General features: G+C 46.2%; 20 protein-coding genes. 11 read left to right on the top strand and 9 right to left on the bottom strand.

Annotated features, from left to right (window positions below; genetic code table 11):
- Nucleotides 1–86: 86 nt before the first annotated feature.
- Nucleotides 87–647, bottom strand: a complete 561-nt coding sequence (locus A8C56_RS10815; RefSeq protein ID WP_179946963.1) for a helix-turn-helix domain-containing protein — start codon at nucleotides 645–647, stop codon at nucleotides 87–89.
- Nucleotides 648–895: 248 nt separating this feature from the next.
- On the opposite strand from A8C56_RS10815, the gene A8C56_RS10810 reads away from it, so the two are divergent.
- Both A8C56_RS10810 and bla read left to right on the top strand, forming a co-directional pair.
- The gene (locus A8C56_RS10810; protein WP_067755656.1) at nucleotides 896–3,148 is read left to right on the top strand and encodes a Tex family protein; all 2,253 of its coding nucleotides are present in this window, start codon (nucleotides 896–898) and stop codon (nucleotides 3,146–3,148) included.
- Between the two features lie 14 nt (nucleotides 3,149–3,162).
- A complete protein-coding gene (gene bla, locus A8C56_RS10805) occupies nucleotides 3,163–4,092 on the top strand; it encodes a subclass B3 metallo-beta-lactamase (RefSeq protein WP_071609334.1) in 930 nt (309 codons plus the stop codon).
- Nucleotides 4,093–4,416: 324 nt separating this feature from the next.
- Here the strand turns inward: bla and A8C56_RS10800 are convergent, their stop codons facing one another.
- Nucleotides 4,417–4,785: a hypothetical protein gene (locus tag A8C56_RS10800; RefSeq protein ID WP_067755652.1), complete on the bottom strand. Its 369-nt coding sequence runs from the start codon at nucleotides 4,783–4,785 to the stop codon at nucleotides 4,417–4,419.
- A 2-nt stretch (nucleotides 4,786–4,787) separates the two neighbouring features.
- Entirely contained in the window at nucleotides 4,788–4,976 is a 189-nt protein-coding gene (locus A8C56_RS10795) for a hypothetical protein (protein ID WP_067755649.1), read from the bottom strand.
- A 67-nt stretch (nucleotides 4,977–5,043) separates the two neighbouring features.
- Between A8C56_RS10795 and A8C56_RS10790 the strand changes: the two genes are divergently transcribed.
- From A8C56_RS10790 to A8C56_RS10775, 4 genes are all read left to right on the top strand, one after another.
- Entirely contained in the window at nucleotides 5,044–5,631 is a 588-nt protein-coding gene (locus tag A8C56_RS10790) for a TetR/AcrR family transcriptional regulator (protein ID WP_067755645.1), read from the top strand.
- A 106-nt stretch (nucleotides 5,632–5,737) separates the two neighbouring features.
- Nucleotides 5,738–6,688 carry a thioredoxin-disulfide reductase gene (gene trxB / locus A8C56_RS10785; RefSeq protein ID WP_067761882.1) on the top strand — a complete coding sequence of 317 codons (951 nt, stop codon included), beginning with the start codon at nucleotides 5,738–5,740 and terminating at the stop codon, nucleotides 6,686–6,688.
- Nucleotides 6,689–6,696: 8 nt separating this feature from the next.
- The gene (locus tag A8C56_RS10780) at nucleotides 6,697–7,059 is read left to right on the top strand and encodes a dihydroneopterin aldolase (RefSeq protein ID WP_067755642.1); all 363 of its coding nucleotides are present in this window, start codon (nucleotides 6,697–6,699) and stop codon (nucleotides 7,057–7,059) included.
- Nucleotides 7,060–7,144: 85 nt separating this feature from the next.
- The gene (locus tag A8C56_RS10775) at nucleotides 7,145–7,534 is read left to right on the top strand and encodes a hypothetical protein (RefSeq protein WP_157097948.1); all 390 of its coding nucleotides are present in this window, start codon (nucleotides 7,145–7,147) and stop codon (nucleotides 7,532–7,534) included.
- A gap of 3 nt (nucleotides 7,535–7,537) precedes the next feature.
- On the opposite strand, the gene A8C56_RS10770 is transcribed toward A8C56_RS10775, so the two are convergent.
- Nucleotides 7,538–8,029: a cytidine deaminase gene (locus A8C56_RS10770; RefSeq protein ID WP_067755637.1), complete on the bottom strand. Its 492-nt coding sequence runs from the start codon at nucleotides 8,027–8,029 to the stop codon at nucleotides 7,538–7,540.
- Between the two features lie 78 nt (nucleotides 8,030–8,107).
- Entirely contained in the window at nucleotides 8,108–10,672 is a 2,565-nt protein-coding gene (locus tag A8C56_RS10765; RefSeq protein ID WP_067755634.1) for a M1 family metallopeptidase, read from the bottom strand.
- 343 nt (nucleotides 10,673–11,015) lie between these two features.
- Here A8C56_RS10765 and A8C56_RS10760 point away from each other — a divergent pair, with 343 nt between their 5' ends.
- The 4 genes from A8C56_RS10760 (at nucleotide 11,016) to A8C56_RS10745 (ending at nucleotide 17,098) form a co-directional block, all read left to right on the top strand.
- Nucleotides 11,016–12,374 (top strand): sulfatase-like hydrolase/transferase, encoded by a 1,359-nt coding sequence (locus tag A8C56_RS10760; protein ID WP_084490419.1) that lies wholly within the window; start codon nucleotides 11,016–11,018, stop codon nucleotides 12,372–12,374.
- Nucleotides 12,375–12,506: 132 nt separating this feature from the next.
- Entirely contained in the window at nucleotides 12,507–13,484 is a 978-nt protein-coding gene (locus A8C56_RS10755) for a 3-keto-disaccharide hydrolase (RefSeq protein WP_067755632.1), read from the top strand.
- Between the two features lie 231 nt (nucleotides 13,485–13,715).
- Nucleotides 13,716–15,803 carry a phosphate acetyltransferase gene (gene pta, locus A8C56_RS10750; protein ID WP_067755630.1) on the top strand — a complete coding sequence of 696 codons (2,088 nt, stop codon included), beginning with the start codon at nucleotides 13,716–13,718 and terminating at the stop codon, nucleotides 15,801–15,803.
- Nucleotides 15,804–15,868: 65 nt separating this feature from the next.
- Nucleotides 15,869–17,098, top strand: coding sequence for an acetate/propionate family kinase (locus A8C56_RS10745; RefSeq protein WP_067755628.1), 1,230 nt, complete (start codon nucleotides 15,869–15,871; stop codon nucleotides 17,096–17,098).
- Nucleotides 17,099–17,723: 625 nt separating this feature from the next.
- Here A8C56_RS10745 and A8C56_RS10735 read toward each other — a convergent pair.
- Together A8C56_RS10735 and A8C56_RS10730 are read right to left on the bottom strand one after the other, a co-directional pair.
- Nucleotides 17,724–19,106: a carboxypeptidase-like regulatory domain-containing protein gene (locus A8C56_RS10735; RefSeq protein WP_084490158.1), complete on the bottom strand. Its 1,383-nt coding sequence runs from the start codon at nucleotides 19,104–19,106 to the stop codon at nucleotides 17,724–17,726.
- Complete coding sequence (locus tag A8C56_RS10730) at nucleotides 19,096–19,671, bottom strand: RNA polymerase sigma factor (RefSeq protein WP_169818769.1); 576 nt, start codon at nucleotides 19,669–19,671, stop codon at nucleotides 19,096–19,098. Before A8C56_RS10730 ends, A8C56_RS10735 begins: the two co-directional genes overlap by 11 nt.
- A gap of 849 nt (nucleotides 19,672–20,520) precedes the next feature.
- On the opposite strand from A8C56_RS10730, the gene A8C56_RS10720 reads away from it, so the two are divergent.
- Nucleotides 20,521–20,934: a hypothetical protein gene (locus A8C56_RS10720; RefSeq protein ID WP_084490157.1), complete on the top strand. Its 414-nt coding sequence runs from the start codon at nucleotides 20,521–20,523 to the stop codon at nucleotides 20,932–20,934.
- Nucleotides 20,935–21,137: 203 nt separating this feature from the next.
- On the opposite strand, the gene A8C56_RS10715 is transcribed toward A8C56_RS10720, so the two are convergent.
- Entirely contained in the window at nucleotides 21,138–21,740 is a 603-nt protein-coding gene (locus A8C56_RS10715; RefSeq protein WP_067755616.1) for a VIT1/CCC1 transporter family protein, read from the bottom strand.
- On the bottom strand, nucleotides 21,733–22,965 hold the full coding sequence (gene rocD / locus A8C56_RS10710) for an ornithine--oxo-acid transaminase (protein ID WP_067755613.1): 1,233 nt from the start codon (nucleotides 22,963–22,965) through the stop codon (nucleotides 21,733–21,735). The genes A8C56_RS10715 and rocD overlap by 8 nt, the downstream gene beginning before the upstream one ends.
- Nucleotides 22,966–23,087 lie beyond the last annotated feature (122 nt).

The following is a 23,087-nucleotide window of genomic DNA, read 5'->3' as shown; positions in this document are numbered from 1 at the left end:
ACGGGCGGACATACTACTTATATGCTGTAGTTGATGGTAACACCGGTCCCCGCGGCAGACCGGTAAGTGCCGCCGGGCGTCCAGCTTTATATCATATCCAGTGGCTTTCGCTTTTCATGGCGGATGTTCTTAAAATAGCTGGGGGTAAAACCCGTTACTTTTTTGAACTGGTTGCTCAGATGCGCCACGCTGGAATAGTTCAGCTGGTAAGCGATTTCGCTTAAAGTCAGCTCATCGTAAACCAGCAGCTCCTTGACCCGTTCAATTTTCTGGTTGATAAAATATTTTTCAACAGTGGTACCTTCCACTTCTGAAAAAAGGTTCGACATATAATTATAGTCATGATGCAACCTGCTGCCCAGGTAGTCTGAAAGATTGGTCTTCAGTTCACCATCCTGGTGATGCACCAATTGTATGATCTCTTTCTTGATATTTTCAATCAGCCTGCTTTTTTTATCATCAATCAGCTCAAAGCCCAGTGCATTCAGGTCAGCTTCCAGCTGTTCTTTTTCACCGGGAGTTATAACCCGCTCCAGCTTCACTTCTCCCAGCTCAATGCCGGCCACCGGAATATGCAACCGGTCAAGCGTTGCCTTTACCGCCATTTTGCAGCGGTTGCAGACCATGTTTTTTATATAGAGCTTCATTGCATCCATCTGTGTAAAAATAATCAAAAGTAGCTAAAGGATGTTGTTTGCAAGTGTGCTGTTGCTTATAATGCACTTTCAACCGGGCGCTTGCCACCACCCGCTTCCGGCCGTAGCTCCTGTTTCTTATGGCATTTGCACACCGCCTTTTCTTATAAAATATACTGTGTAAAGGAAAAGGAATCTTATGCACATTGCTTTGTTTCTATAGTTTGTGCGCTTACATTTGCACCCCAATTATTAAAAAAATGAACAGTCAGTATATACAGCAAATTGCAACAGACCTGGGGCTGCCGGTAAAGCAGGTAGGCAATGTGGAACAATTACATGCAGAAGGAGCTACTATTCCTTTTATCAGCCGTTACCGCAAAGAAGCTACGGGTAATATGGATGAAGTGCAGATTACTGCTGTTATTGATAAGATCAAATATTACGACGAACTGGAAAAACGTAAAGAAACGGTTCTGAAAACAATTGAAGCAGCCGGCAAGCTAACCCCTGAGTTAAAGCAACGTATTGATCATTGCATCAATGCAACAGAGCTGGAAGACATTTACCTGCCTTATAAACCCAAGCGGAAAACCAAAGCCTCCGTAGCTATAGAAAAAGGGCTGGAACCTCTTGCTGGCTTGCTGTTTGCGCAGGGTAATGAAAATGTAGAGACAGCCGCCGCAGGATATGTGAATGAACAGGTAAAGGATGTTGCAGATGCATTGCAGGGGGCCAGGGATATTATGGCAGAATGGATCGCGGAAAGTGAGCAGGCCAGGACATTGATCCGCTCCCTGTTTAGTGCGGGTGCCGTGATTGCTTCCCGGGTGCTGACCTCTAAAAAAGAAGATGCGGAGGCACAGAAATACCGGGATTATTTTGATTTTAAAGAGCCTTTAGCCAAATGCCCTTCGCACAGGATCCTGGCAATACGCCGTGGTGAAAAGGAGGGGTACCTGATCATGGACATTGCAGTTGAAAAGGACACGGCTATCGGCGCATTAAAAAAAGAAATGGTTACATCGTCGGGGGCCGCGTCTGAACAGGTAGCGCTGGCAGTTGAGGATGCCTATACCCGGCTGTTAAAACCAGCCATTGAAACCGAGTTCCGTTTGAACAGTAAGGTGGCTGCCGATGAAGAAGCTATTAAAGTGTTTGCTGAAAACCTCCGCCAGTTGTTGCTTGCGCCGCCGCTGGGTCATAAAAGGGTGCTGGCGATTGACCCCGGCTTCAGGACGGGTTGCAAAGTGGTTTGCCTGGATGAGAGCGGCACGTTCCTGAAATATGAAACCATTTTTCCGCATCCTCCGCAAAACGACTGGCATGGGGCTACGGAAGCCATTAAACGCCTGGTGCGCCATTATGATATTGAGGCCATTGGTTATGGCAACGGAACGGCCAGTAAGGAAACGGAGAAGCTGGTGCGCAGTATTGATTTTGGAAAACCCATCTCCATATTTATGGTAAATGAAAGCGGCGCTTCTATTTATTCCGCAAGCGAAGTGGCGCGTGAGGAATTTCCGGAGGAAGATGTTACTGTGCGGGGCGCCATCAGCATTGGCCGCCGTTTGCTGGACCCACTGAGCGAGCTGGTAAAGATTGATGCAAAAAGCATTGGAGTGGGGCAGTATCAGCATGACGTAAATCAGAACCGTTTAAAAGAAAGCCTGGACAATGTGGTGCAAAGCTGTGTAAACTATGTAGGCGTTGATGTAAATACGGCCAGTAAACATTTGCTGATGTATGTTTCCGGTCTGACAGCTACTACTGCAAAAAATATTGTAGAATATCGCACAAAGAACGGGGCGTTTAAAAGCAGGGGAGAACTGCTGAAAGTATCCATGCTGGGGCCAAAAGCCTATGAGCAATGCGCCGGCTTTTTGCGCATTCCCAATGCTGCCAACCCGCTGGATAACTCGGCAGTGCACCCGGAAAGCTACCCGGTTGTGGAATCCATGGCCAGTCATTTGAATTGCACGGTGAGCGACCTGATCGTAAAACCCGGGCTGAGAAAAACAATTAAAGCCAGGGATTTTGTAACTGAAACAGCGGGACTGTATACTATTGAAGATATTTTGAAGGAGCTGGAAAAGCCCGGCCGTGATCCGCGGGAAGCCATCGAAGAGTTTCGCTTTGCCGAAGGTTTGTCTTCAATAGAAGACCTGAAACCCGGAATGAAAGTGCCCGGTATCATTACCAACATTACCAATTTCGGCGCTTTTGTGGATGTGGGTGTAAAGCAGGACGGCCTGATACACGTGTCACATCTTTCCAATAAATTTGTAAGCGATCCCAATGAGGTGGTAAAGCTGAACCAGAAAGTGGAAGTAACCGTTTTGGAAGTAGACGTGCTGCGCAAAAGGATATCATTGAGCATGAAGAATAGTGATTCTGCTATCTCAGTGCCGGGCGTCCGGGGCAACCGGTCCCGGCCGGAAAATGGTAACGGTAAGCCAAAAAATAGCTTTCAATCCAGCCTGGATGCCCTTCGGAAGAAATTTGCAGATTAAAAATAAAAACAGCAATGACACATCGCCGCAGGACCCTCATCACCCGTTATCCGTTATTCCCCAAAAGTATATTACTGGCAAGATGGTGCCTGTTGCTGCTGGGCGTGCTTCTGTTGGGAGGTACATCCTGGTCTCAGAAACTGCGCCCACCTCAGGATACACCACCGGAATGGTCAAGGCCGTATCCTCCGTTCCGTATTGCGGGTAACTTATATTATGTAGGCACGTATGACCTGGCCTGCTATCTCATTACAACCACAAAAGGAAATATTCTTATTAATACGGGCCTTCCAGGGTCAGTACCGATTATACAAAAAAATATTAAGACCCTTGGATTTCAATGGAAGGATCTTAAAATTTTATTGACCACCCAGGCACATTTTGATCATGTAGGTGCCATGGCGGCCATTAAAAAGCTGACCGGTGCACAGCTGATGGCAGATGCAAAAGATGCTGCGGTGCTGGCTGACGGAGGCAGTTCTGATTATGCTTTTGGTGGAAAAGGAGCGCTGTTTACCCCGGTTATGGCAGACAAGCGGTTACAGGATGGAGATACGATCATTCTGGGTGAAACCCGGTTAACAATGCTGCATCATCCCGGTCATACCCAAGGATCCTGTAGCTACCTGCTCACCACCAGGGATGAAGAAAGAACCTACCGGGTGCTTATTGCAAATATGCCCACGATTGTTACAGAAAAAAAATTCTCAGCAGTGCCCGCTTATCCTGAAATAGCACAGGATTATGCATACACGCTGGGCGCATTGAAAAAACTGTCGTTTGATCTTTGGGTGGCTTCGCATGCCAGCCAGTTCGGTCTTCAGAAAAAACATCCTCCATTCAGTAAATACAACCCTTTAGCTTTTGCCGACAAAAAGGGCTATGAAGCCATGGTCGATGGGCTAAGCAGGGCCTACCAAAAAAAACTGGAACAGGATCAGTAAGAAACACCTGTTAAACAGCTCCTAAACCGGTATTACGCAGCAATACCATCCTGCACCATCTTCTGACAAAAAGCATTGTGGTTAACGTATGGGCCGGGCCTGTGGCGCTCTGCCGTACTATACCACGAACTGAATGTGCGATCTGTTCGTAAAGCGAGGCGATGCCTCTCATACATCGCCCCCGGTAAGGATCCTTCATGGAATATTTGACTCTGTTTTTGCTTTCTGAAGGTCATACACCTGCTCCATAAAAACAACGCCGGAATTTATTCCGGAGGAAAAGAGCGTATACAGAAGTTGAGTGCCGTAGGCACGGCTCATCGGTTATGAGATAGGGCTCCGGAAGTTCCGCTGGTGTACAAAATAATAGAAAAGCGCTCCAAAGAGGTAAGCCGCAACATCTCCCATATCCCGGGTATAACGGGCTGAAAGGGCTGGCATGATCCCTTCAAATACAATGGAGGTATACACGGCAATGAACAGCAGGTAAGATAGCGGAAGGCAATAGTGATTATGATGGACAACAAATTCCCGGATCACATACAAAACAATATGCGCTATTAGCGGAACAGCCGCAAGATCCGTCAGGTAATTATTGAACCAGGGAACAGGATGGTGAATCCATCGGAAAAAATGAATTATCAGCCAGGAACAATAGTAGCAGGTAAATAAAAATTTGGACAGGTTGCTCATTTTTATAAAACCAGGATTACGCTAACCAGTAAAGCAACAGACACAAGGGCCGCTACTACAAAAAATACGATGAACCCTGTATTTTTACCCAGCCTTACCAGGGAAGGATCTCCAGGTTTTACAGGGAATACCGTTATTCGTAGTTTCCTGTAAAGCGATTGCTTTTCTTCCTGTGTTGCGGAGTTGCTCATGATCTGATAATTTAGAACAAATGTACTAAATTATCAGATATTAGGGCATTTGTTCTAAATTTGAAGAATGGACACAAAGAACCGGATATTACAGGCCGCGCTGCTGCTTTATAACAGTAAAGGGATCGATGTGGTAACCACCCGGCATATAGCCGCAAGTATTTCAATAAGCCCCGGTAACCTTCATTATCATTTTAAGCATACCAACGATATCATTATAGCGCTTTACAGCCAACTGGCAGCGGGTTTTGATAAAGAGATAATACAGATTGGCGACTGCGAGCCTGTTGATATGGGTGCGGTTCTGGAGCTGGCCACCCGGTCTTTCCGGCTGATGTACCGGTATCGCTTTATTTTTCTGCATTTTGTGGAAATTGCTGCACGGATCCCTTTTATAAGGGAAGATTACGAAAAAGTAACAGAAAGAAGGACCAAAGAGCTTACAAAGCTCTTCAGGCGTTTGGTAAAGAATGGCACTTTCCGTTCAGACCTGAAAAATGAGATCTGGCCGGCATTGATAAAGCAACTCTTTATTGTGGCCGATTTCTGGCTATCTCATAATGAACTGACCAGCCGGCTAAGGGACAGGGAGGCCGAAGCCGCCTACCGGAACACCTTTCGCTTCCTGTTTTTGCCCTTTCTCCGGCTGAAATAGTGGCACGGAAGCCTTCCGCTTTACAGGTATTGCACGGCAGACTGCCGTATTGTGTTCCGGCAGTAAACCTTTTCCCTTTATTTTTGTAAATATTCAAATAAATTCTATGACAGAGCGTACAGCAGCAGAAAGAGTAAAATGTTTAATAATAGGTTCCGGTCCGGCGGGTTATACCGCAGCAATTTATGCCTCCCGTGCCAACCTCAGCCCGGTGCTTTACCAGGGCCTGCAGCCGGGTGGACAGTTAACTACTACTACTGAGGTGGAGAACTACCCGGGTTATCCCGATGGCATCCAGGGCCCTGAAATGATGATCGATTTTGAGAAACAGGCTAAAAGAATGGGCGCAGATATCCGTTTTGGCATTGCAACAAAAGTAGATTTTTCCAGTCTGCCTCATAAAGTTTGGATCGATGATGAAAAATTAATGGAGGCAGACGCCGTCATTATTGCTACCGGGGCCTCTGCAAAATGGCTGGGCCTTTCGAGTGAAGAGCGTTTGAACGGATTTGGTGTAAGTGCCTGTGCGGTTTGTGACGGGTTCTTTTTCCGTGGCAAGGAAGTAGCCATTGTTGGTGCAGGCGATACCGCCGCTGAAGAGGCCTTGTATCTTTCTAAATTGTGTACTAATGTGCATATGCTGGTAAGAAGGGATGAAATGCGTGCCTCCAAAGTGATGCAGGACCGGGTGCTGAAAGCCCCGAATATTAAAGTGTATTTTAATACGGAAACCGAGGAAGTGCTGGGCGATAAAACGGTTACCGGCGTTCGGGTAAGAAATAATAAAACCAATGAAACGCAGGAGATTCCGGTGAGCGGTTTTTTTGTAGCCATTGGACATGAACCGAATTCAGCTGTTTTTAAAGGGTTCCTGGATATGGACGACGTGGGATATATTAAAACCATTCCAGGCACTTCCAAAACCAGTGTGGAAGGCGTGTTTGCCTGCGGCGATGTGCAGGATAAAACCTATCGCCAGGCAGTAACCGCCGCCGGAAGTGGTTGTATGGCAGCCCTGGATGCAGAGCGTTATCTGGGTGAAAAAGGCATTCACTGATTTTTGTTATGTCGCAGCTCATTACCATCCGCCTGGAGCAGCTTCGCTTTTTTGCCTATCATGGTTTGTATGAAGCGGAAAAGAAGACGGGCAATGAATTTGAAATGAACCTGGCGGTTACGTTTACCAGGGAAGACGGTATTATTACCCATCTTGCGGATACGCTGGATTATGCCGCCATTTATGAACTGGTAAAAGCTGAAATGCAACGGCCGCGGGAGTTACTGGAAACATTCCTGACTGAGCTGGCAGTACTGTTGCATGAGCAGTTTCCTGCAATCATCCATGTAAGTATGAGTTTATATAAATTAACTGTGCCTATTGCAAATTTTGCAGGAAGGGTAGGCGTAGAGCTGGAAAAAAGCTATTAATAGCTGTCCTTGCTGCTTTTTGGCTGGTCTCCTGCTTTTTTAATGATTACTTATATTTGATCTGAAACGAAAATTGCCTGATAATATGAAGAACAGTCTGTTATTAATGCTGTTTCTGGCGCTGCTTTTAATCATTGCCTGCAATAAGAAAACAAAAACTGAAACAGAAGATTTATATCTTCCTGAAGTCAGTAATAAAATAACTGTAAATACATACACAAAAGTTACAGCTGTAACAGCCCTGGTATCAGACTCGGGAACTAAATACCTATTGGGTCTGGCCCCTCATGCCAGCTATTTTTATTTTGACCGTAGTATTGCAAATGGCGAAGCATATTATAAGGCACTATTGCACAGTATGGAACGGTTTAAACCTTATAAGTTTTATATTCAGGAGCATACAGGAGCCGTTGTTGCAATTGTTTATGCAGCGCCACAGGAAGCAGAAGCGTTTTATAATGCGTGGGAAAGATAGGGATCAGACATTTCCCAGGTCGTCTTCGCTGAAAGCCAGTGGCAGCAGGTCTTTTACAGAGTCAATGATATAAACAGGGCCTTCCATTCCCGCCAGTAATAAACGAATGGGTTTACCTGCGCGTTTTTCATACTCGGATAAAGCCTGCCGGCACATGCCGCATGGTGAAATAGGATGATCACTGTTGCTATTAAGCGAATGGTAGGAAACCGCAAGGGTCGTAATCGGCTCATCTGCATATTGTGTGCCAACAGTAGCCAGCAATGCCCGCTCTGCGCAGATGCCAACGGGGTAAGAGGCATTTTCCTGGTTGGTGCCTACCACCGTTTGCCCGTTTGCTAATTTTGCAGCGCAGGCCACGTTGAACCTGGAATAAGGGGCATAGGATTTTTTTGTTGTTTTGCGTGCCAGTTGCAAAAGCGCCGCATCTTCTTCATTCAGCTCGCTGCTGCTCCGGAACACTTTATACGAAAACTGGAATTGCTTTTCATTCATAATCAAAACCCGGCTTTTAGAGCAAAGGGTATTAAAGATAGGAAATAATTTATGGAAAACGCAAGCAAAACAATGATTTTAACGGGCTATGGTACGGGCTCTCCTCAGATTGTCTGTGCTTTGCAGGATTTTTGCCTTTAAATGATCCTGCAGGCGGGGGTGCTTTTGCAGGAACTGCTCAACAATAGCGTATGCGGTTTTTGACTGGTAGTAGCCAAAGCTGGCCTGTAACCAGTTCCCCGGGAAAAAGATATCGCCGGTTTGTTGTATCTCCGGTAACAGCTCCAGTGTTTGCTCCAGGTAAAGCTCTGCGGATGGCTGCCGCAACGGGTGATGCAGATAGCTGAGTGCAACGCTGACCGCTGATTCGTTCGACCGGTTGGCTCTTTTTGAAAGCCCTTCAAAAAAAGCCTTCCGGACAGCTGTATCGGCAGACAACGCGGGCATAATGAGCTCAAACCGTTTTCTTCTGTCGGGATCTTTTATCCGGCTCAGTTGCTGCTGTAATACAGATGGATCATTGCTTCTCAGGACCAGTGCAAATGCCAGGTTGGTATAATCATCCTCTTTCAGCACAACGTTCGGCGGAGGCTGCTGAGTATTCCAGATAGTATACATTTTTTTAACGGCACCGGCTGTTTCAAACAGGTTCTGGTAACAGCCAAAAAGCATCTTTTTATTGTTTGGATTCTTTTGTTGGTTCATCGCTGTCCAAACCTGACCTTCCAGTTTTGCTGCCAGCGACTGGCGGGTGGCCGGCAAAAGGAACTCCCAGTAAATAGTGCTGATATAGCCGGTAAGCAGCCGGATGTTCAACTCTACTGTCTCACTGCTCAGTCCGGATGTAAAAAGCTGTAACAGTTCTTCCGGATTTTTATAACGGCTGTTCAGCATATTTTCATAGAGCGTAATATAAGCGGAAGCCCGGTTTATATAATTCCTGATCGTAAATAAACGGGGGCACATAGCCGTATCTACAGGCCATACTCCATATCCCAAGCCGGATGCATTGAACTGAATGAACCGGGGACGCTTTCTTTCAAAAGCCCTGTCTATAGATTGAAGGGCCAGGCTGTCGTTAACGTTGATCGTCTTTACAAGCCCGTTGTCATAATAGAAGCTGATATCAAACGACTGCTGCCATACCCGGTCATTGCCGGATTCCGGTTTCTGGGCAATTGTAAAGGCTGCGATCTGCGTTTTTTCATATCGGATTGTATAATCAAATACAGGGCGCCCGGGCTCATTGACCCAAACCTTATTCCATGCCTGTAAATTAACAGGCGTATGCTTTGCCAGCAGGTTAATGAGATCTGGCCAGGAGGCGTTATTATAGGCATATTGCCTGAGGTATTCTCTTACGCCGGTTTTAAAGGGATCTTCTCCCATCAGCTTTTCCAGCTGGCGCATCATAACAGGGGCTTTATGGTAAATAATATTTCCGTAAAGCGTGCCCGCATTCTCCAGATTATCCAGTGGCTGGCGAATAGGATTGGCGCCTGGCGTACGATCAGTGGCATAGGCATAAGGCAGGTGGTCTGTAAGAAATTTCAATGCAAATCCCTGTGCATTATCCGGGGCTATGGTGGCCTTATCAGCCATAAAATTGGCAAAGACTTCTTTCATCCACACATCAGAAAACCAGTTCATGGTTACCAGGTCGCCGAACCACATATGTGCTACCTCATGGGCTAACAACTGGGCACGGTTATTCAACTGGCCATCGGTGGCATCTTTTGTAAGGAACAGGGTTGCCGATTGCAGCAGGATGGCCCCGGGGTGCTCCATGCCCCCAAACTGGAAGTCGGGTATGGCCACCATTCCATGTTTTTGAAAAGGGAAGGGGATGCCTGTCCACTGCTCATAAAAGGTAACATACTTTTTATACTGCTCAAAAATGGGTTGAAGGCTGGTAGCAACTTTTTCTGAATCGGTTTCGCGGTAAAGCAATTCGATCTCGCTGCCCTTCCATTGCTCTGTTGCTCTGTTGAATTTGCCGGCAGCAAAAGAAAAAAGGTAGGTGGGCAATTGATCGGTAGGGGCAAAATCCAATGTTTTCCGGTTACCGTTTAATAAGACACCTGTAAGTTTTCCATTGGCAATACCCGCCCAGCTTTGCGGAATGGTGATGCTTAATGTAAAAACGGCCTTCAGATCCGGCTGATCAAAGCAGGGAAAAACAGTGCGCGCCCGGTCAGGAACAAACAAGGTGTAGAGGTAATTGCCCCGCCTGTTGAGCGCGCCGTTGCCTGCAATAAAATCGATCCTTATAGTATTGGCGCCCCGCTGCAGGAATGCTTTGTCTATGATAAGATGTTCCTTGTCAAACACAATGGGTATTTCCTGGTTATTCGACCATATTTTTTTTATTTTACCAGGATCTTCCTTAAAGTCAAACGCCAGGAAGTTCTGCGGTTTCTTATCGCAGGTAAAGGAAACGGTTTCGCCTGCAACAATGTCTTTATCTTTTTCTTCAGGAATATTGAACTGAAGATGGTACCGGATGTTCTTTAAGGTGCTTTTCCTGTATGCAGCCAGTGTATCTGAAACTCCTTGTGATACCCCAGCGCTTTTTTCCTTTTTATGACAGGAAAGAACGGCCGGGAAAAGGATGATTGCTACATATATAAGCTTCCATTTCATGCATATCATTTTATACTGCCTCAACGGTAACAGGTTTTTAATGAACAGGTCTCAGGTACAAAGATATTCATTGTATCGTATGCTTTTTATTAAGAGCGGATCATATGAGTGCAAACAAGTCTGTGAAGTAGTTAGTCATAATTGCACAAATATCAATGCATTTGTGGCATTGACAATCTTTATTATCAGGAACAGCCGTTTTCCTGTATGAATAGTTTTACATTTCTCTTGTATATTTATTATTGTTTTTAGCCAAGAGGAACCTTTGATGAAATTTTTCAGACCCCTTTATGTAATTTTGGCCTGAAAAATTTCATGTCGTTTGAAAAAAAATATAATGCGGATGCACAGGTTTCTTCTTTCCATTTTGCTGCCGGTGGCTTTGTCTGTAGCAGTATTTGCACAGCAACGGCCCAATATTATTTTTATCCTGGCTGATGATATGGGTTATTCTGATCTGGGTTGTTACGGTAATCCGGTTATACAAACGCCTTTCCTGGATCAGCTGGCGGGCAGGGGATTTATGGCTACCAATTATATCGTCAGCAGTCCCTCCTGCACTCCTTCAAGGGCATCGTTATTAACCGGGCGCTATGCGTCCCGTTATAACCTGCCGGATCCGATCGCTCCGGGATCCAGACTGGGGCTGCCGGACAATGAAGTGACCATTGCCGAAATGCTGAAGGCAAATGGCTATAAGACCGCTATGGTAGGGAAATGGCATCTGGGCGATCAGCAGGCATATAACCTGCCCAACGGCCAGGGATTTGATTCGTTTTACGGAATGCTGTACAGCCAGGACTATCGCCATCCGTATGTAAAAACAGATACAGTAATAAAGATCTTCCGGAACCGGGTGCCCGAGGTCTTCCGGCCGGAGGATTCAACATTGACACGCCTGTATACCAATGAGAGCATCCGTATTATTAAAGAGCAGCAACCGGGGCAGCCGTTCTTTTTATACCTTGCCTATAACATGCCGCACCTGCCGGTTTATTTTGCCGCACAGGCCTCTTACCTGAAAGACAAGCCGGGCGGCCCTTTGGGCGCTGTTGTTGCCGAAATAGACGAAAGCATTGCCGCAATATGGAAAGCGCTTGAAGAAAAACAATTGCTGGATAATACGATCCTTATTTTTTCGAGCGATAACGGACCATGGAGCGATTACCCGCCCCGCATGGAAGGGGATGGTGCCACCAAACGGTTTCATGCGGGTGCCGCCGGAATCTTCAGGGGCTCTAAAGCCATGTCGTATGAAGGAGGAGTGCGCGAACCTTTTATTGTATACTGGAAGAGCAAAATACCGGCAGGAATAAAATCAGGCAGCCCCATCAGTAACGTGGATATTTTACCCACCATAGCCCGGTGGACCGGTGCTCCCCTGCCAAAAGGAAAGGTGCTGGACGGGCAGGATATTGGAGCGCTGTTATCCGGGGAAAAGAAGGATAAGGATTTTCAGCACCGGCCCATATTTATAGTCAACCATGGTAAGCCGGAGGCAGTAAAGGCAGGGCAGTGGAAGTACCGCGAAGCGCCCGACTGGCATACCCAGTCATCCAATGAATTGATCCCTGCCACCAAAGAGCTCTTTAACCTGGAGGAAGATCCTTCAGAACGGACCAACCTTATTACAAAGTATCCTGATAAGGCAAAAGAGCTCAAGGCTGTTTTTGATTCTTTTTCGGGAATGACGGAGGACTGATGGATCCGTTCAGAAATTTTTTAAGAGTTCTGAAGATGGAAAAATAATCTGTATCTTTCCGATCACTATTGTTCCTGCCGGCTGCATTTTGGAACTGTTGCTGGCATACTGATTTAACTGAAAAAATAATTTATGCGTAGATCTGTTTTTGTATTAGGTATCTCTGCCCTGTTAGCAGCAGGGAGCGTTTATAAAGCTGCAGCTGTTACAGGTGCTCCGCTTCCTGTGAAGGCTGCTGCCGATGATTCAACAAAATTAATAGGCAGGTGGGATATTACGATTGATGCAAACGGAACGCCGAAACCATCCTGGCTGGAAGTGAACCTGTCCGGAAGCCGTGCCCTGGTTGGCTCTTATGTAGGTATTGTTGGAAGTGCACGGCCGGTATCGCAGGTATACTGGAATGGTGGAAACTTTCATTTTTCAATCCCCCCTCAATGGGAAGGCGGCGACCAGAATTTTGAGATTGAAGGAACCATGACGGGGGAGGATGGCATTGCGGGCACTATTGTAACCAGTGAAGGAAAAAAATACAACTGGAAAGGAGTTAGGGCCCCCTGGCTGAAGAGCAATGCAGCACCTGTATGGGGCAAACCGGTGAACCTGTTCAATGGTAAGGACCTGACGGGATGGGAAGCCTTGGGAGAGAACCAATGGATCGTAAAAAATGGCATATTGACCAGCCCGCATTCCGGTGCCAACCTCATTTCCAAACAGAAGTTTACGGATTTTAAACTGCACGTTGAGTTTCGCTATCAAAAGGGAAGCAACAGCGGTGTCTATTTAAGAGGCAGGTATGAAACCCAGATCGAAGACAGCCCCAAAGACAAGCACCCGGATAGTCATTTGTTTAGCGGCATATACGGATTTTTAACCCCGATTGAAATTAACGCTTTAGGACCTGACCAATGGCAGAGTTATGATATTACACTGGTGGGAAGAACGATCACAGTTGTGGCCAATGGGAAAACCGTAATCTGTAACCAGGAGATTCCTGGAATTACAGGAGGCGCCCTGGACAGCAATGAAGGGGAACCGGGACCTATTTATATACAGGGAGATCATGGCCCGATCGAGTTCAGAAAAATTGTTATTACACCGGTTCGGTAAATTTATTACAGACTTACTGATGCAAGCCTGTAAGACATTTTGCTGAGCAGAAAGAGCAACCTGTTTCAGACTGGGATATCTATATAGGCTGCTGATGCAGAGCTGTTTTTTTTGCCAATTGTGCAGTCCTGTGAAGGCGTAGCAATAAAAGCAATCTGAGCTCAAAAATCTTTTAGGTCCTGACAGGGCAGACTGTAAATATAATCAATTTTTTTTGCTGAAATTTAGACGATGAACCGATCTGTATACATCATCTCGCCATCTGCACAGAGTGGTAAATTAATGATCAGCCTGGGCGTTATGCAAATGCTGCAGCGTACTACTACCAAAGTGGCTTACCTGAAGCCGCTCATTGAAAGCAAAGACTTAAAAGATAATCATATTGATACCCTTCTTACTCATTTTAAAATAAACATGAAGTATGAAGACGCTTATGTGTTTACCAGGGCTGAATTAAGTGAGCTGGAAAACCAGGGTAAAATAAATGAGGTTTATGAGCAGATCATTAATCGTTATAAAGACCTGGAGTCACGGTTTGACTTCGTACTGGTAGAAGGAAGCGATTTTAATGAAGAAGGCTCTGTTTTTGAAGTTGATTTTAATGCCTCATTAGCGCAAACCCTTGCCATGCCGGTATTGCTGGTTGATAAAGACGGTTTTGATACCACTTCTGAACTGGTCAATAATGTGGTGGCAGAAGTGCATTCCTTTCTTGCAAGGGATATTAACGTAATCGGCCTTTTTGTAAGCCGTTGCACCAAGAACAGGGTTGAGGTGCAACAGATGATCGAACAAAAGCTCCGGAATAAAATAGTGGTCTCGGTGATCCCCTACCTGGAAGAGCTCACGAAACCCAGTATGCAGGAGATTGCCGCACATTTAAAAGCCCATATATTGTTTGGGGCCGACAAACTGGAAACCATTGCCAAAACATCCATTATCGGCGGTATGCAACTGGGTAATTACCTGGCCAGGATGCCGGAAGATTGCGTGTGCGTAATACCCGGCGACCGGGGAGATCTTGTGGTGGGCACCATGCTGGCCAATATGTCGCCGCATTACCCCAACGTTGCAGGGATCGTACTTTCCGGTGGCCTGTTGCCTGAACGCTCCATTGTGAACCTCATTGACGGATCTCAAAAGCCACTGCCCGTTTTGGCAGTTTCAACCGGGACTTTTGAAACAGCCAATAAAGTAGCAAATATCAAATCGCGTATTTATCCGGCCAACCAGTATAAGTTAAAACTTAGCCTGGATCTTTTTGAAGGAGCTGTAGATACCGGAGCATTAAATGAAAAAATAAATTCTGTAAAAACAGAAGGTATAACGCCGCGTATGTTCCAGTATAACATGCTGGTAACTGCCAAAAAACTGCAAAGGCATATTGTATTGCCGGAGAGCACGGATGACCGTATCCTTACCGCTGCATCCTACCTGGCCAAAGACAAAATTGTTTTTTTAACCCTGCTGGGAAATGTGAATACAGTAAAAGCCAGGGTGGCGCAGCTGAGCTTGTATTGGGATGATGAACGCATAAGGATCATCGATCCGGAGCTTAGTGATCAATATGAAGCGTATTATCATACTTTGTATGAATTACGTAAATCAAAGGGGCTGGAACTGGCTGCTGCAGCGGATCTGATGTTGGATGCTTCCTATTTTGGCACTATGATGGTATACAAGGGCGAAGCCGATGGCATGGTATCCGGTGCAGTAAATACTACGGCGCATACGATCAAACCGGCATTGCAGTTTGTAAAAACACGCCCGGGTTTTAAAACGGTTTCTTCTATATTTTTTATGCTGTTGCACGACAGGGTACTGGTATATGGGGATTGTGCTATTGTGCCCAACCCCACGGCAGCGCAACTGGCAGAGATTGCCATTTCTTCAGCAGATTCTGCAAAAGCATTTGGAATTGAAACACCTAAAATTGCAATGCTGTCCTATTCTTCCGGCTCCTCCGGCACCGGTGAGGGTGTGGAAAAAGTGCGCATGGCAACAGCTATTGTAAAAGAAAAAAGACCCGATCTTTTGGTAGAAGGCCCTATACAATATGATGCCGCCGTTGATCCGGTGGTTGGCAAAAGCAAATTGCCGGATTCCCCCGTTGCCGGCCAGGCGAATGTGTTGATATTTCCGGATCTCAATACCGGTAACAATACCTATAAAGCGGTGCAGCGGGAGACCGGTGCGCTTGCCGTAGGCCCGGTACTGCAGGGGTTGAACAAACCGATCAACGATTTAAGCCGTGGCGCTACTATAGAAGATATTTATAATACGGTAGTGATCACTGCCATACAGTCGGCGAATAATTAGAAAAGAACGGGCAGCAGGAAGGGGCTGAAATTGTCCTGTATGCATCTGCTGATTAAAAAGAAATTATGGACATACTGGTTATCAATGCGGGCAGTTCTTCTTTAAAATACCAGCTTTTTAATATGGAAGACGGTAAAGTGCTTGCGAAGGGTATTGCCGAAAGGATCGGCGTCAAAGGCGGTAATATTAATCATTCCTGGATGAGGCAAGGGGCTTATCTTACAAAGACGCTTGATATTGACATGCCGGATCACCATGCTGCTTTTGATGAAATCTCCGGGCTGCTCGTAAGCAAGGATGCCGGTATCATTCAGCATAAAGATGATATTGATGCTGTGGGGCACAGAGTAGTGCATGGCGGTGAGCATTACACCCAAACCCAAAAGATTACGGATGCAGTAAAAAAAGCAATTGAGGAACTGATCCCTTTAGCCCCCCTTCACAACCCTGCTAATCTCATCGGTATTAATGCTGCGGAAAAGGCATTTCCAAATGCTGCGCATATAGCGGTTTTTGATACGGCTTTTCATCATACAGTACCGGAAAAAGCCTTTCGCTATGCGATCCCTGAAAAGTATTATCTGCAGGATCGTATTCGTTCTTATGGGTTTCATGGAACCAGCCACAGGTATGTGTATGGGCAGGCAGTAAAGTATTTAAATAATAAAAAACTGAAAGCGATCACCATTCACCTGGGTAATGGCGCCAGTATGTGCGCCATTAATGAAAAAGGCGAAAGTGTGGAAACAAGTATGGGGTTTGGCCCTCTGGCCGGGCTGATTATGGGTACGCGTAGTGGCGATATTGATCCATCGGTTATTTTTCACATGGCGGATGAATTAAAAATACCGTTGGAGGATATTAAGAATGTATTGAACAAACAAAGCGGTATGCTGGGCATTGGGGGCAGCAATGATGCGCGCGATATAGGGCGGCTGTATGAGGAAGGAAATAAAAACGCGCTCCTTTGCTATGAAATGTACGGGCATCGTATTAAAAAATATATTGGTGCTTATACAGCAGTTTTAAATGGAGCAGATGCGATCATTTTTACCGCCGGTGTCGGGGAAAATGATGCACTTGCCCGGCATTATGCCTGTGAGGGCTTGTCTGCATTGGGCATTGTGCTTGATGAAGCCGCAAATGTTTCAGGAAATCATCCGGAGGAGCCGGTGGAAATCCAATCGGGGAGCAGCAAAGTAAAAATACTGGTGATCCCTACTAATGAGGAGCTTGAAATTGCCTTGCAGGCCTATCAGGTAATGAGGGATCGTGTGGACAAATCTCCGGGCTGATATTTTTGTTCGCATGCTACAGGTTTTCTCTCGGGAAGGTGGCCGCCTGAACGGAACGGCTACGCTGTACCTACAACTATTTTCTCATATTATCAGGGAGCGTATAGTAACTGTAATTGTAATTAGCCTTTAGGAGACGGGCAAAATATCCGAACTTCGGATAGCTGTAAAGCTGCCTGGGCCTAATCATAGAAATTCTAAAGTCGAGCGTCCCGCCCTCCCGGGTTGGTCAATTGTGGCGGAACACACCACTATATTCTAAAGCTGATAGTAGTGCCCTGCCGGAATTGTGCTGTAACCTTCCGGAATTTCGGAACCGGCTGCCCTTTTTGCGATCCTTTCTGGGCAAACAAAAAGGATCAGAAAGAAAAGTAAGTAATCGAACTTATTAAAAGCGGCTCGTCCCTGCCTGCCGTTCGGCAGGCAGGCGAACGGTTGGTTCAACGGGCGGGCGCCGCAAAGCCGGTTAGCTGTAGTAGTCGTAATTGTGTTCCGGAATCCGAACATTCGGATGAAAAACAAGAAAAAGCAGCGTATAATAATCAGAAACGCTTATATCTGTTAGCAAAAGATATGTATACAGGGTAGCTACCGGCAAGGAAGGCCGGCCGGTAGGGAGCAGCTATTAATCTACCTTCATTTTCAGATCTACCTTTTTTTTCTTCTTCCTGCCCATTTTCCATTTAGGCCCTTTTTTTATGATCGAGATCGCTTTTTGGGCAGTAATTGCATCCGGGGTTTTTATGACCGTAAAGTTTTGCGGAATGCCATCTTCTATGGTGAACGTTAAATGAAGATCCCTGCTGGCGGTAGCTTTATTAATACCCATTTCCACGGTAAGCTGATCATAGAAGTTATTCCAGCCTCCTTGCGGATAGGGCGATTCCCTGTAAGGAAGCGTATCCACTTTAAGAGAAGAAGCCATGTTTGCAGAAGCCCTTTTCTTAGCAGTGCCGTATCCTACCACTACAACTTCGTTGAGCTCATTCTTTGATTCCTCTAAACGGATACCGGTTGCTTTTCCTGCCAGCATTTGCTGCACTTTATTATTATAGCCTGCGGCCGCAAAGGACAAATTACCTGCAGAATCACCGGCAGGCAGGCGGAAACTGCCATCAGTGTTGGAAACGGTAACGTTGTTTTCTGATGCGCTGATGGTTGCTCCGGGAACCGGATTGCCGTTTGGATCCAGCACTTTTCCTATAAAATAACGGTTGGCAGGTTTTGCCAGCAGCATATTGTTTGCGTCAGCAGGAGCGGTATTGTTCATGACCGTTTGGCCCTTACTGAGGTACCCTGTTTTTACAGGAACTGAAGGCAGTAGCCTGGCGTTGGTTTGCTGCAACGACGACCGGCCTGTTGTTTCGGTCATGGCTACTTCCGCGTACAGGCGGTCAGTTCGATCAGTATTATTTGTATCGGGCAGTGCCGTTGTTTGGGCAGGAACTGCAGTAACGGGGGATGAAGCCGGTACCGGGCGTGCTTTCCGCAGATTTCCGGCAACCGATTTTTCCTGTTGAGCGGGGCTTAACGGAGCAGTGCCTGTTTGCGGCGGTGGAACTGTTATACTATCGGTTTGGGCGGTTGGTTCTTCTGTTGCCGCCGGGGCTGTGGTTGCCGGAACGGCAGGAGCTTCGTTCCGGGCTACTTCTCCTTTGCCAGGCCTTCCGTTCCCGGAAGGGTTCATAAACTGCCAGACGCCTAAAGCCATAAGGCCGATAATGGCTGCGGCAGCCAGAGCACGCCACCATTTTGTTTTAGCCGCGGCCAGTGGTACCACAGGTGTTGCTGCTACCGGCCTTGCATTTCCGATACGGCTTCTGATTTCGTTCAGGTGCTGCGCGGTTACAGAAGGCCGGGCGCCCCGGTAACCATCCAGGGCATCTGCCAGTAACGGATCGTCCAGCGCAGCTTTTTCCAGGGCATGCATTTCCGTGGCAGACATGCTTCCGCTAAGATATCGTTGAATATCTTCCAGTGTATACTGATATGTTGGGTCAGCCGGCATTTTTTTCCATACAATTTTTTAGGTTTCTTCTTCCGTTCTGGATCAGGCTTCTTACTTTATTCCAGTCCAGCCCGGTAGATTCGGCAATCTCATTATAACATTTACTCTCATAATAAAAAAGCCGGATCGCCTTTTCCTGTTCCCCGGGCAATGATTGGATGCATTTTTCCAGTTTTTTAAAAGTCTCTTCCTGCTCTATAATACTATCCAGATGCGAAAATTCGCCTGATTGCACAACCTGGGCGTCTAAATGCACCGTTACATGCTTCTTGGCCGCCCGCAAGATCATCAGGCAATGATTCTTGGCCAGTACATATACCCAGCTTTTAAAATGCTGTATTTCATGCCTGGGCAGTTTCTCCCTTAATTCCTGGTAAATATTCATCACAGCATCCCTGGCATCCTCCGGTTCCTGCAGGTATTTAAGACAAACACCATACAATAAATCGCTGTATCTCAGGTACAAACTGGCTAAAGCCTCCTCATCTTCCTGATGTTTGAAACGATCGAGAAGCTCTGAATCGCTCAACGGGTTGTTAACGGGTATGTGTACGATTTTCGCCAATAAATAAAGCTATACTGCAAGATAGGAATATTTTTTAGCAAACCTTTATATGTAACCGTTATGGGAAAAATGCATAAACCCGCTACAAATACACCAATCAATAGAGCCATTAGAAATTATTTCAGAATGATACATAAATGGGGCTGATTCAAGGTGATGTTTGCCTGGGTTTCAATTTGCTCGCAGCAAAGTGATGTAGCAATGACAAACCTTTTTACTGTCACCTAACAATCTAAAGGTCTGTTTATTATCCCCCGCTGGCGGGGACACAATCCGCTCTTCAGATTTTCAGGGCTACTGTAAATGGGTAACAAAAGATCCACCCCCTTTTGAACCTGCTGGTTGCTGTACACTCTTTCAATTCCCCCGCCAGCGGGAGAGATCGTGCCGCCACTTTTGTTCTGCAGGCAGGTTTACCCGCCGAAGTAGGCATGGCAGGAACCCTTAATGTAACACGTATTAATTGCATCCTTGGGATAGACATCCTTGGGATAGAGCCGAAGAGCCTCTAACACTATTAAAGTAAGTGCTAACGGGTGGCAAATTAGAGATATATGAGCTCATCCTGCGGCTATGGGAGGATGATTTTAATAAAGGGAGATGAATTTAATTTTGAAAGAACATGCTGTAACACAATAAGATGTATGAATAAAACAGCTGTAAGCCTAATTTTGGCATAATATTTACATATTATAGATAACAGCCATTGGTTTATAAAACAGCTGTTATTTGTATAAAATACCTGGTACTGATCTTATGCCAGTTCACATTTATCCTATAAAATTCTTGCAACACCCTTTACATAAGGGTGTTCTTGTTTTATAAGCAGGTTTGTTCTTTATTTGCAGCATGAAGATTCTGACCCGTTCTCAATGGATCGCATTGCTGGCAGCAATACTGCTTGCGATCGCCTGTTTTATGCCCTGGTCTTTTATAGCATCCCTGCAGTTAACCTTATCCGGTGTTGATACTACAGGCACACGGTATGGAAAGCCGGCCTATGGCCATTTTATACTGGATGCGCTGATACTGGCGTTTACCCTGGTACCCAGGATATGGGCAAAACGGCTGAACCTGTTAATAGGTGTTTTAAATCTTGGCTGGGCCATCCGTAATTTTTTGCTGTTTGGCAGGTGCGAGGCCGGAGATTGCCCGGAACGCCAGATTGGTTTATACCTGGCACTGGCTGCCTCAGTTATTCTGATGCTGACGATCCTGTTTCCTCAAATGGAATTAAAGGAAAATGAAGAACAGGAAGCCTAAGTGTCCTGTCTACTATAAAGTGTAGGGCTATCTTTTCCACAGACGGGCGCTGAAAATAAATGATCAGCGTATTCAGCGCGTTCTGCGGGCGCACCTAAACGGAGCTGTTACCAGGCCGGCAGTGTCATATTCCGCAGATTCGCAGACGGACGCAGAAACAGGATCAGCGTATTCAGCAGGAAAAAATCAGGCTTTACACAGTACTAGGCAAACAGGTGCGCGATCCAGTAAGCGCCCATTGCCGCAGCCAGCCCGCCGCCGGCTGTCAGGAACATGCCCCCGATAACAGGCCTGCCAAATAACCTGTATTTATAAAAACCCGTGATCAGCAATACTGCGGTAGGGATCATAAAAAAAGAAAGCTCCGGGAGCCGGAAATAGCGGGCGTTTGCTAACACCACCAGGCTGCCGATGATGTATCCGGTAAAAATGGCCCCGGCATAGCTCAAAGGGGGCAGCGGCTCTACAGCTAAGGCGTTTTGCTGCCACTCATTTTTCCATTCCTCATTTTCCCGTTGTGCATCTTTTATCAGGTCCTCTTTAATATGATCAGCTACATCAAGCCCCCTGTATACCTTTAGTATTCTTTTTTCATGTGTATGCGATAATTCCTCACGGCGGGTAAAGAACCCCCCGATCGCCAGCAGGAAGGCCGCACATAACGCTACATACAGTGTATTGTTTCCTACCTGTTGCGGGCTTTTACCAAGGCCGGTAAAAAAGCAGTATACAGTAAGAGGCACAATAATGCCGTCGATAATGCCAACCAGAACAGAAGAGCTGTAATTGAATAAAGCTTTATTCATTTAAGCAAGTTAATGAATCACTGATAATTTCCACGCATTCTTCCAACTGCGTTTTTGTAATGCAGAGCGGCGGCGCAAACCGGATCTTATCGCCGTGAGTGGGTTTTGCCAGTAACCCGTTCTCTTTCATCCGCAGGCACAGCTTCCAGGCTGCTTCCGGATCCGTTGATGCCACTTCAATCGCATTCAGCAGTCCCTTTCCTCGTATTGTCCGGATCTGTGGAGCGCCGAGCTGCTCTAACTGTTCACGGAAAAAAACGCCCAGTTCCAGTGCATTCTCCGCCATCTTTTCTTCAATCAATACCTGCAGTGAAGCGATGGCTGTAACGGCAGCCAAAGGGTTTCCACCGTAGGTAGAGCCATGCTCGCCGGGTTTTATGGTAAGCATAATTTCATCATCTGCTAAAACAGCACTGATGGGCATCATGCCACCGCTGAGCGCTTTTCCTAACAATACAATGTCCGGTCGTACCTGCTCTGCACCACAGGCCAGTAAGTGACCGGTACGGCAAAGTCCGGTTTGTATCTCATCTGCAATGAACAATACATTGGCCTCCGCGCACATCTTTTTTGCGGTGAACAAATAGCCGTCATCCGGTACTATAACGCCTGCTTCTCCCTGTATGGGCTCTACCAGGAACCCCGCTACATGTTTATTTTCCAGTGCTTTTGCCAGGGCAGAAAGATCATTGTATGGGATCTTCAGGAACCCTTCGGTGAACGGCCCGAAGTTTTCCCGTGCACAGGGATCGCTGCTAAAGGAAATAACGGTAGTGGTTCTGCCATGAAAATTCTGTTCACAAACAATGATCACGGCTTTATTCTGAGGAATGCCTTTTACTTCATAAGCCCATTTGCGGCAGAGCTTCAAACCGGTTTCTACTGCTTCAACGCCGGTATTCATAGGTAATACTTTATCATAACCTAAAAGCCCGGTGATGTATTTTTCAAAAAGCCCTAACTGGTCATTATAAAAGGCACGGCTGGTCAGTGTAAGACGTTTTGCCTGTTCTGTAAAGGCTTCTACGATCTTCGGGTGACAGTGTCCCTGGTTTACGGCAGAATAGCCGCTTAAGAAATCAAAATATTTTTTACCCTCTGTATCCCAAACAAAAACGCCTTTTCCTTTAGAAAGCACTACAGGTAAAGGGTGATAATTATGCGCGCCACAGGCGGCTTCCAGATCCATAAAATACGTGCTTGTATTTTGTGCTATTGCAGTCATACTTATTAGTTGTAAAAAGAATAAATAAAAGAAGAAACAAAATGCCGGAGCATCCGGACCAGGGAAGCGGTCAGTGATTCAACAGATCAAGATGCTGTCGCAAAAACGGAAGGTATAAGAAT

Origin of the sequence: Niabella ginsenosidivorans (genome assembly GCF_001654455.1) — a bacterium.
Classification (GTDB): Bacteria; Bacteroidota; Bacteroidia; order Chitinophagales; family Chitinophagaceae; genus Niabella; species Niabella ginsenosidivorans.
The sequence above is the reverse complement of the archived record's forward strand: the minus strand, read 5'-3'. Positions and strand labels throughout refer to the sequence as shown.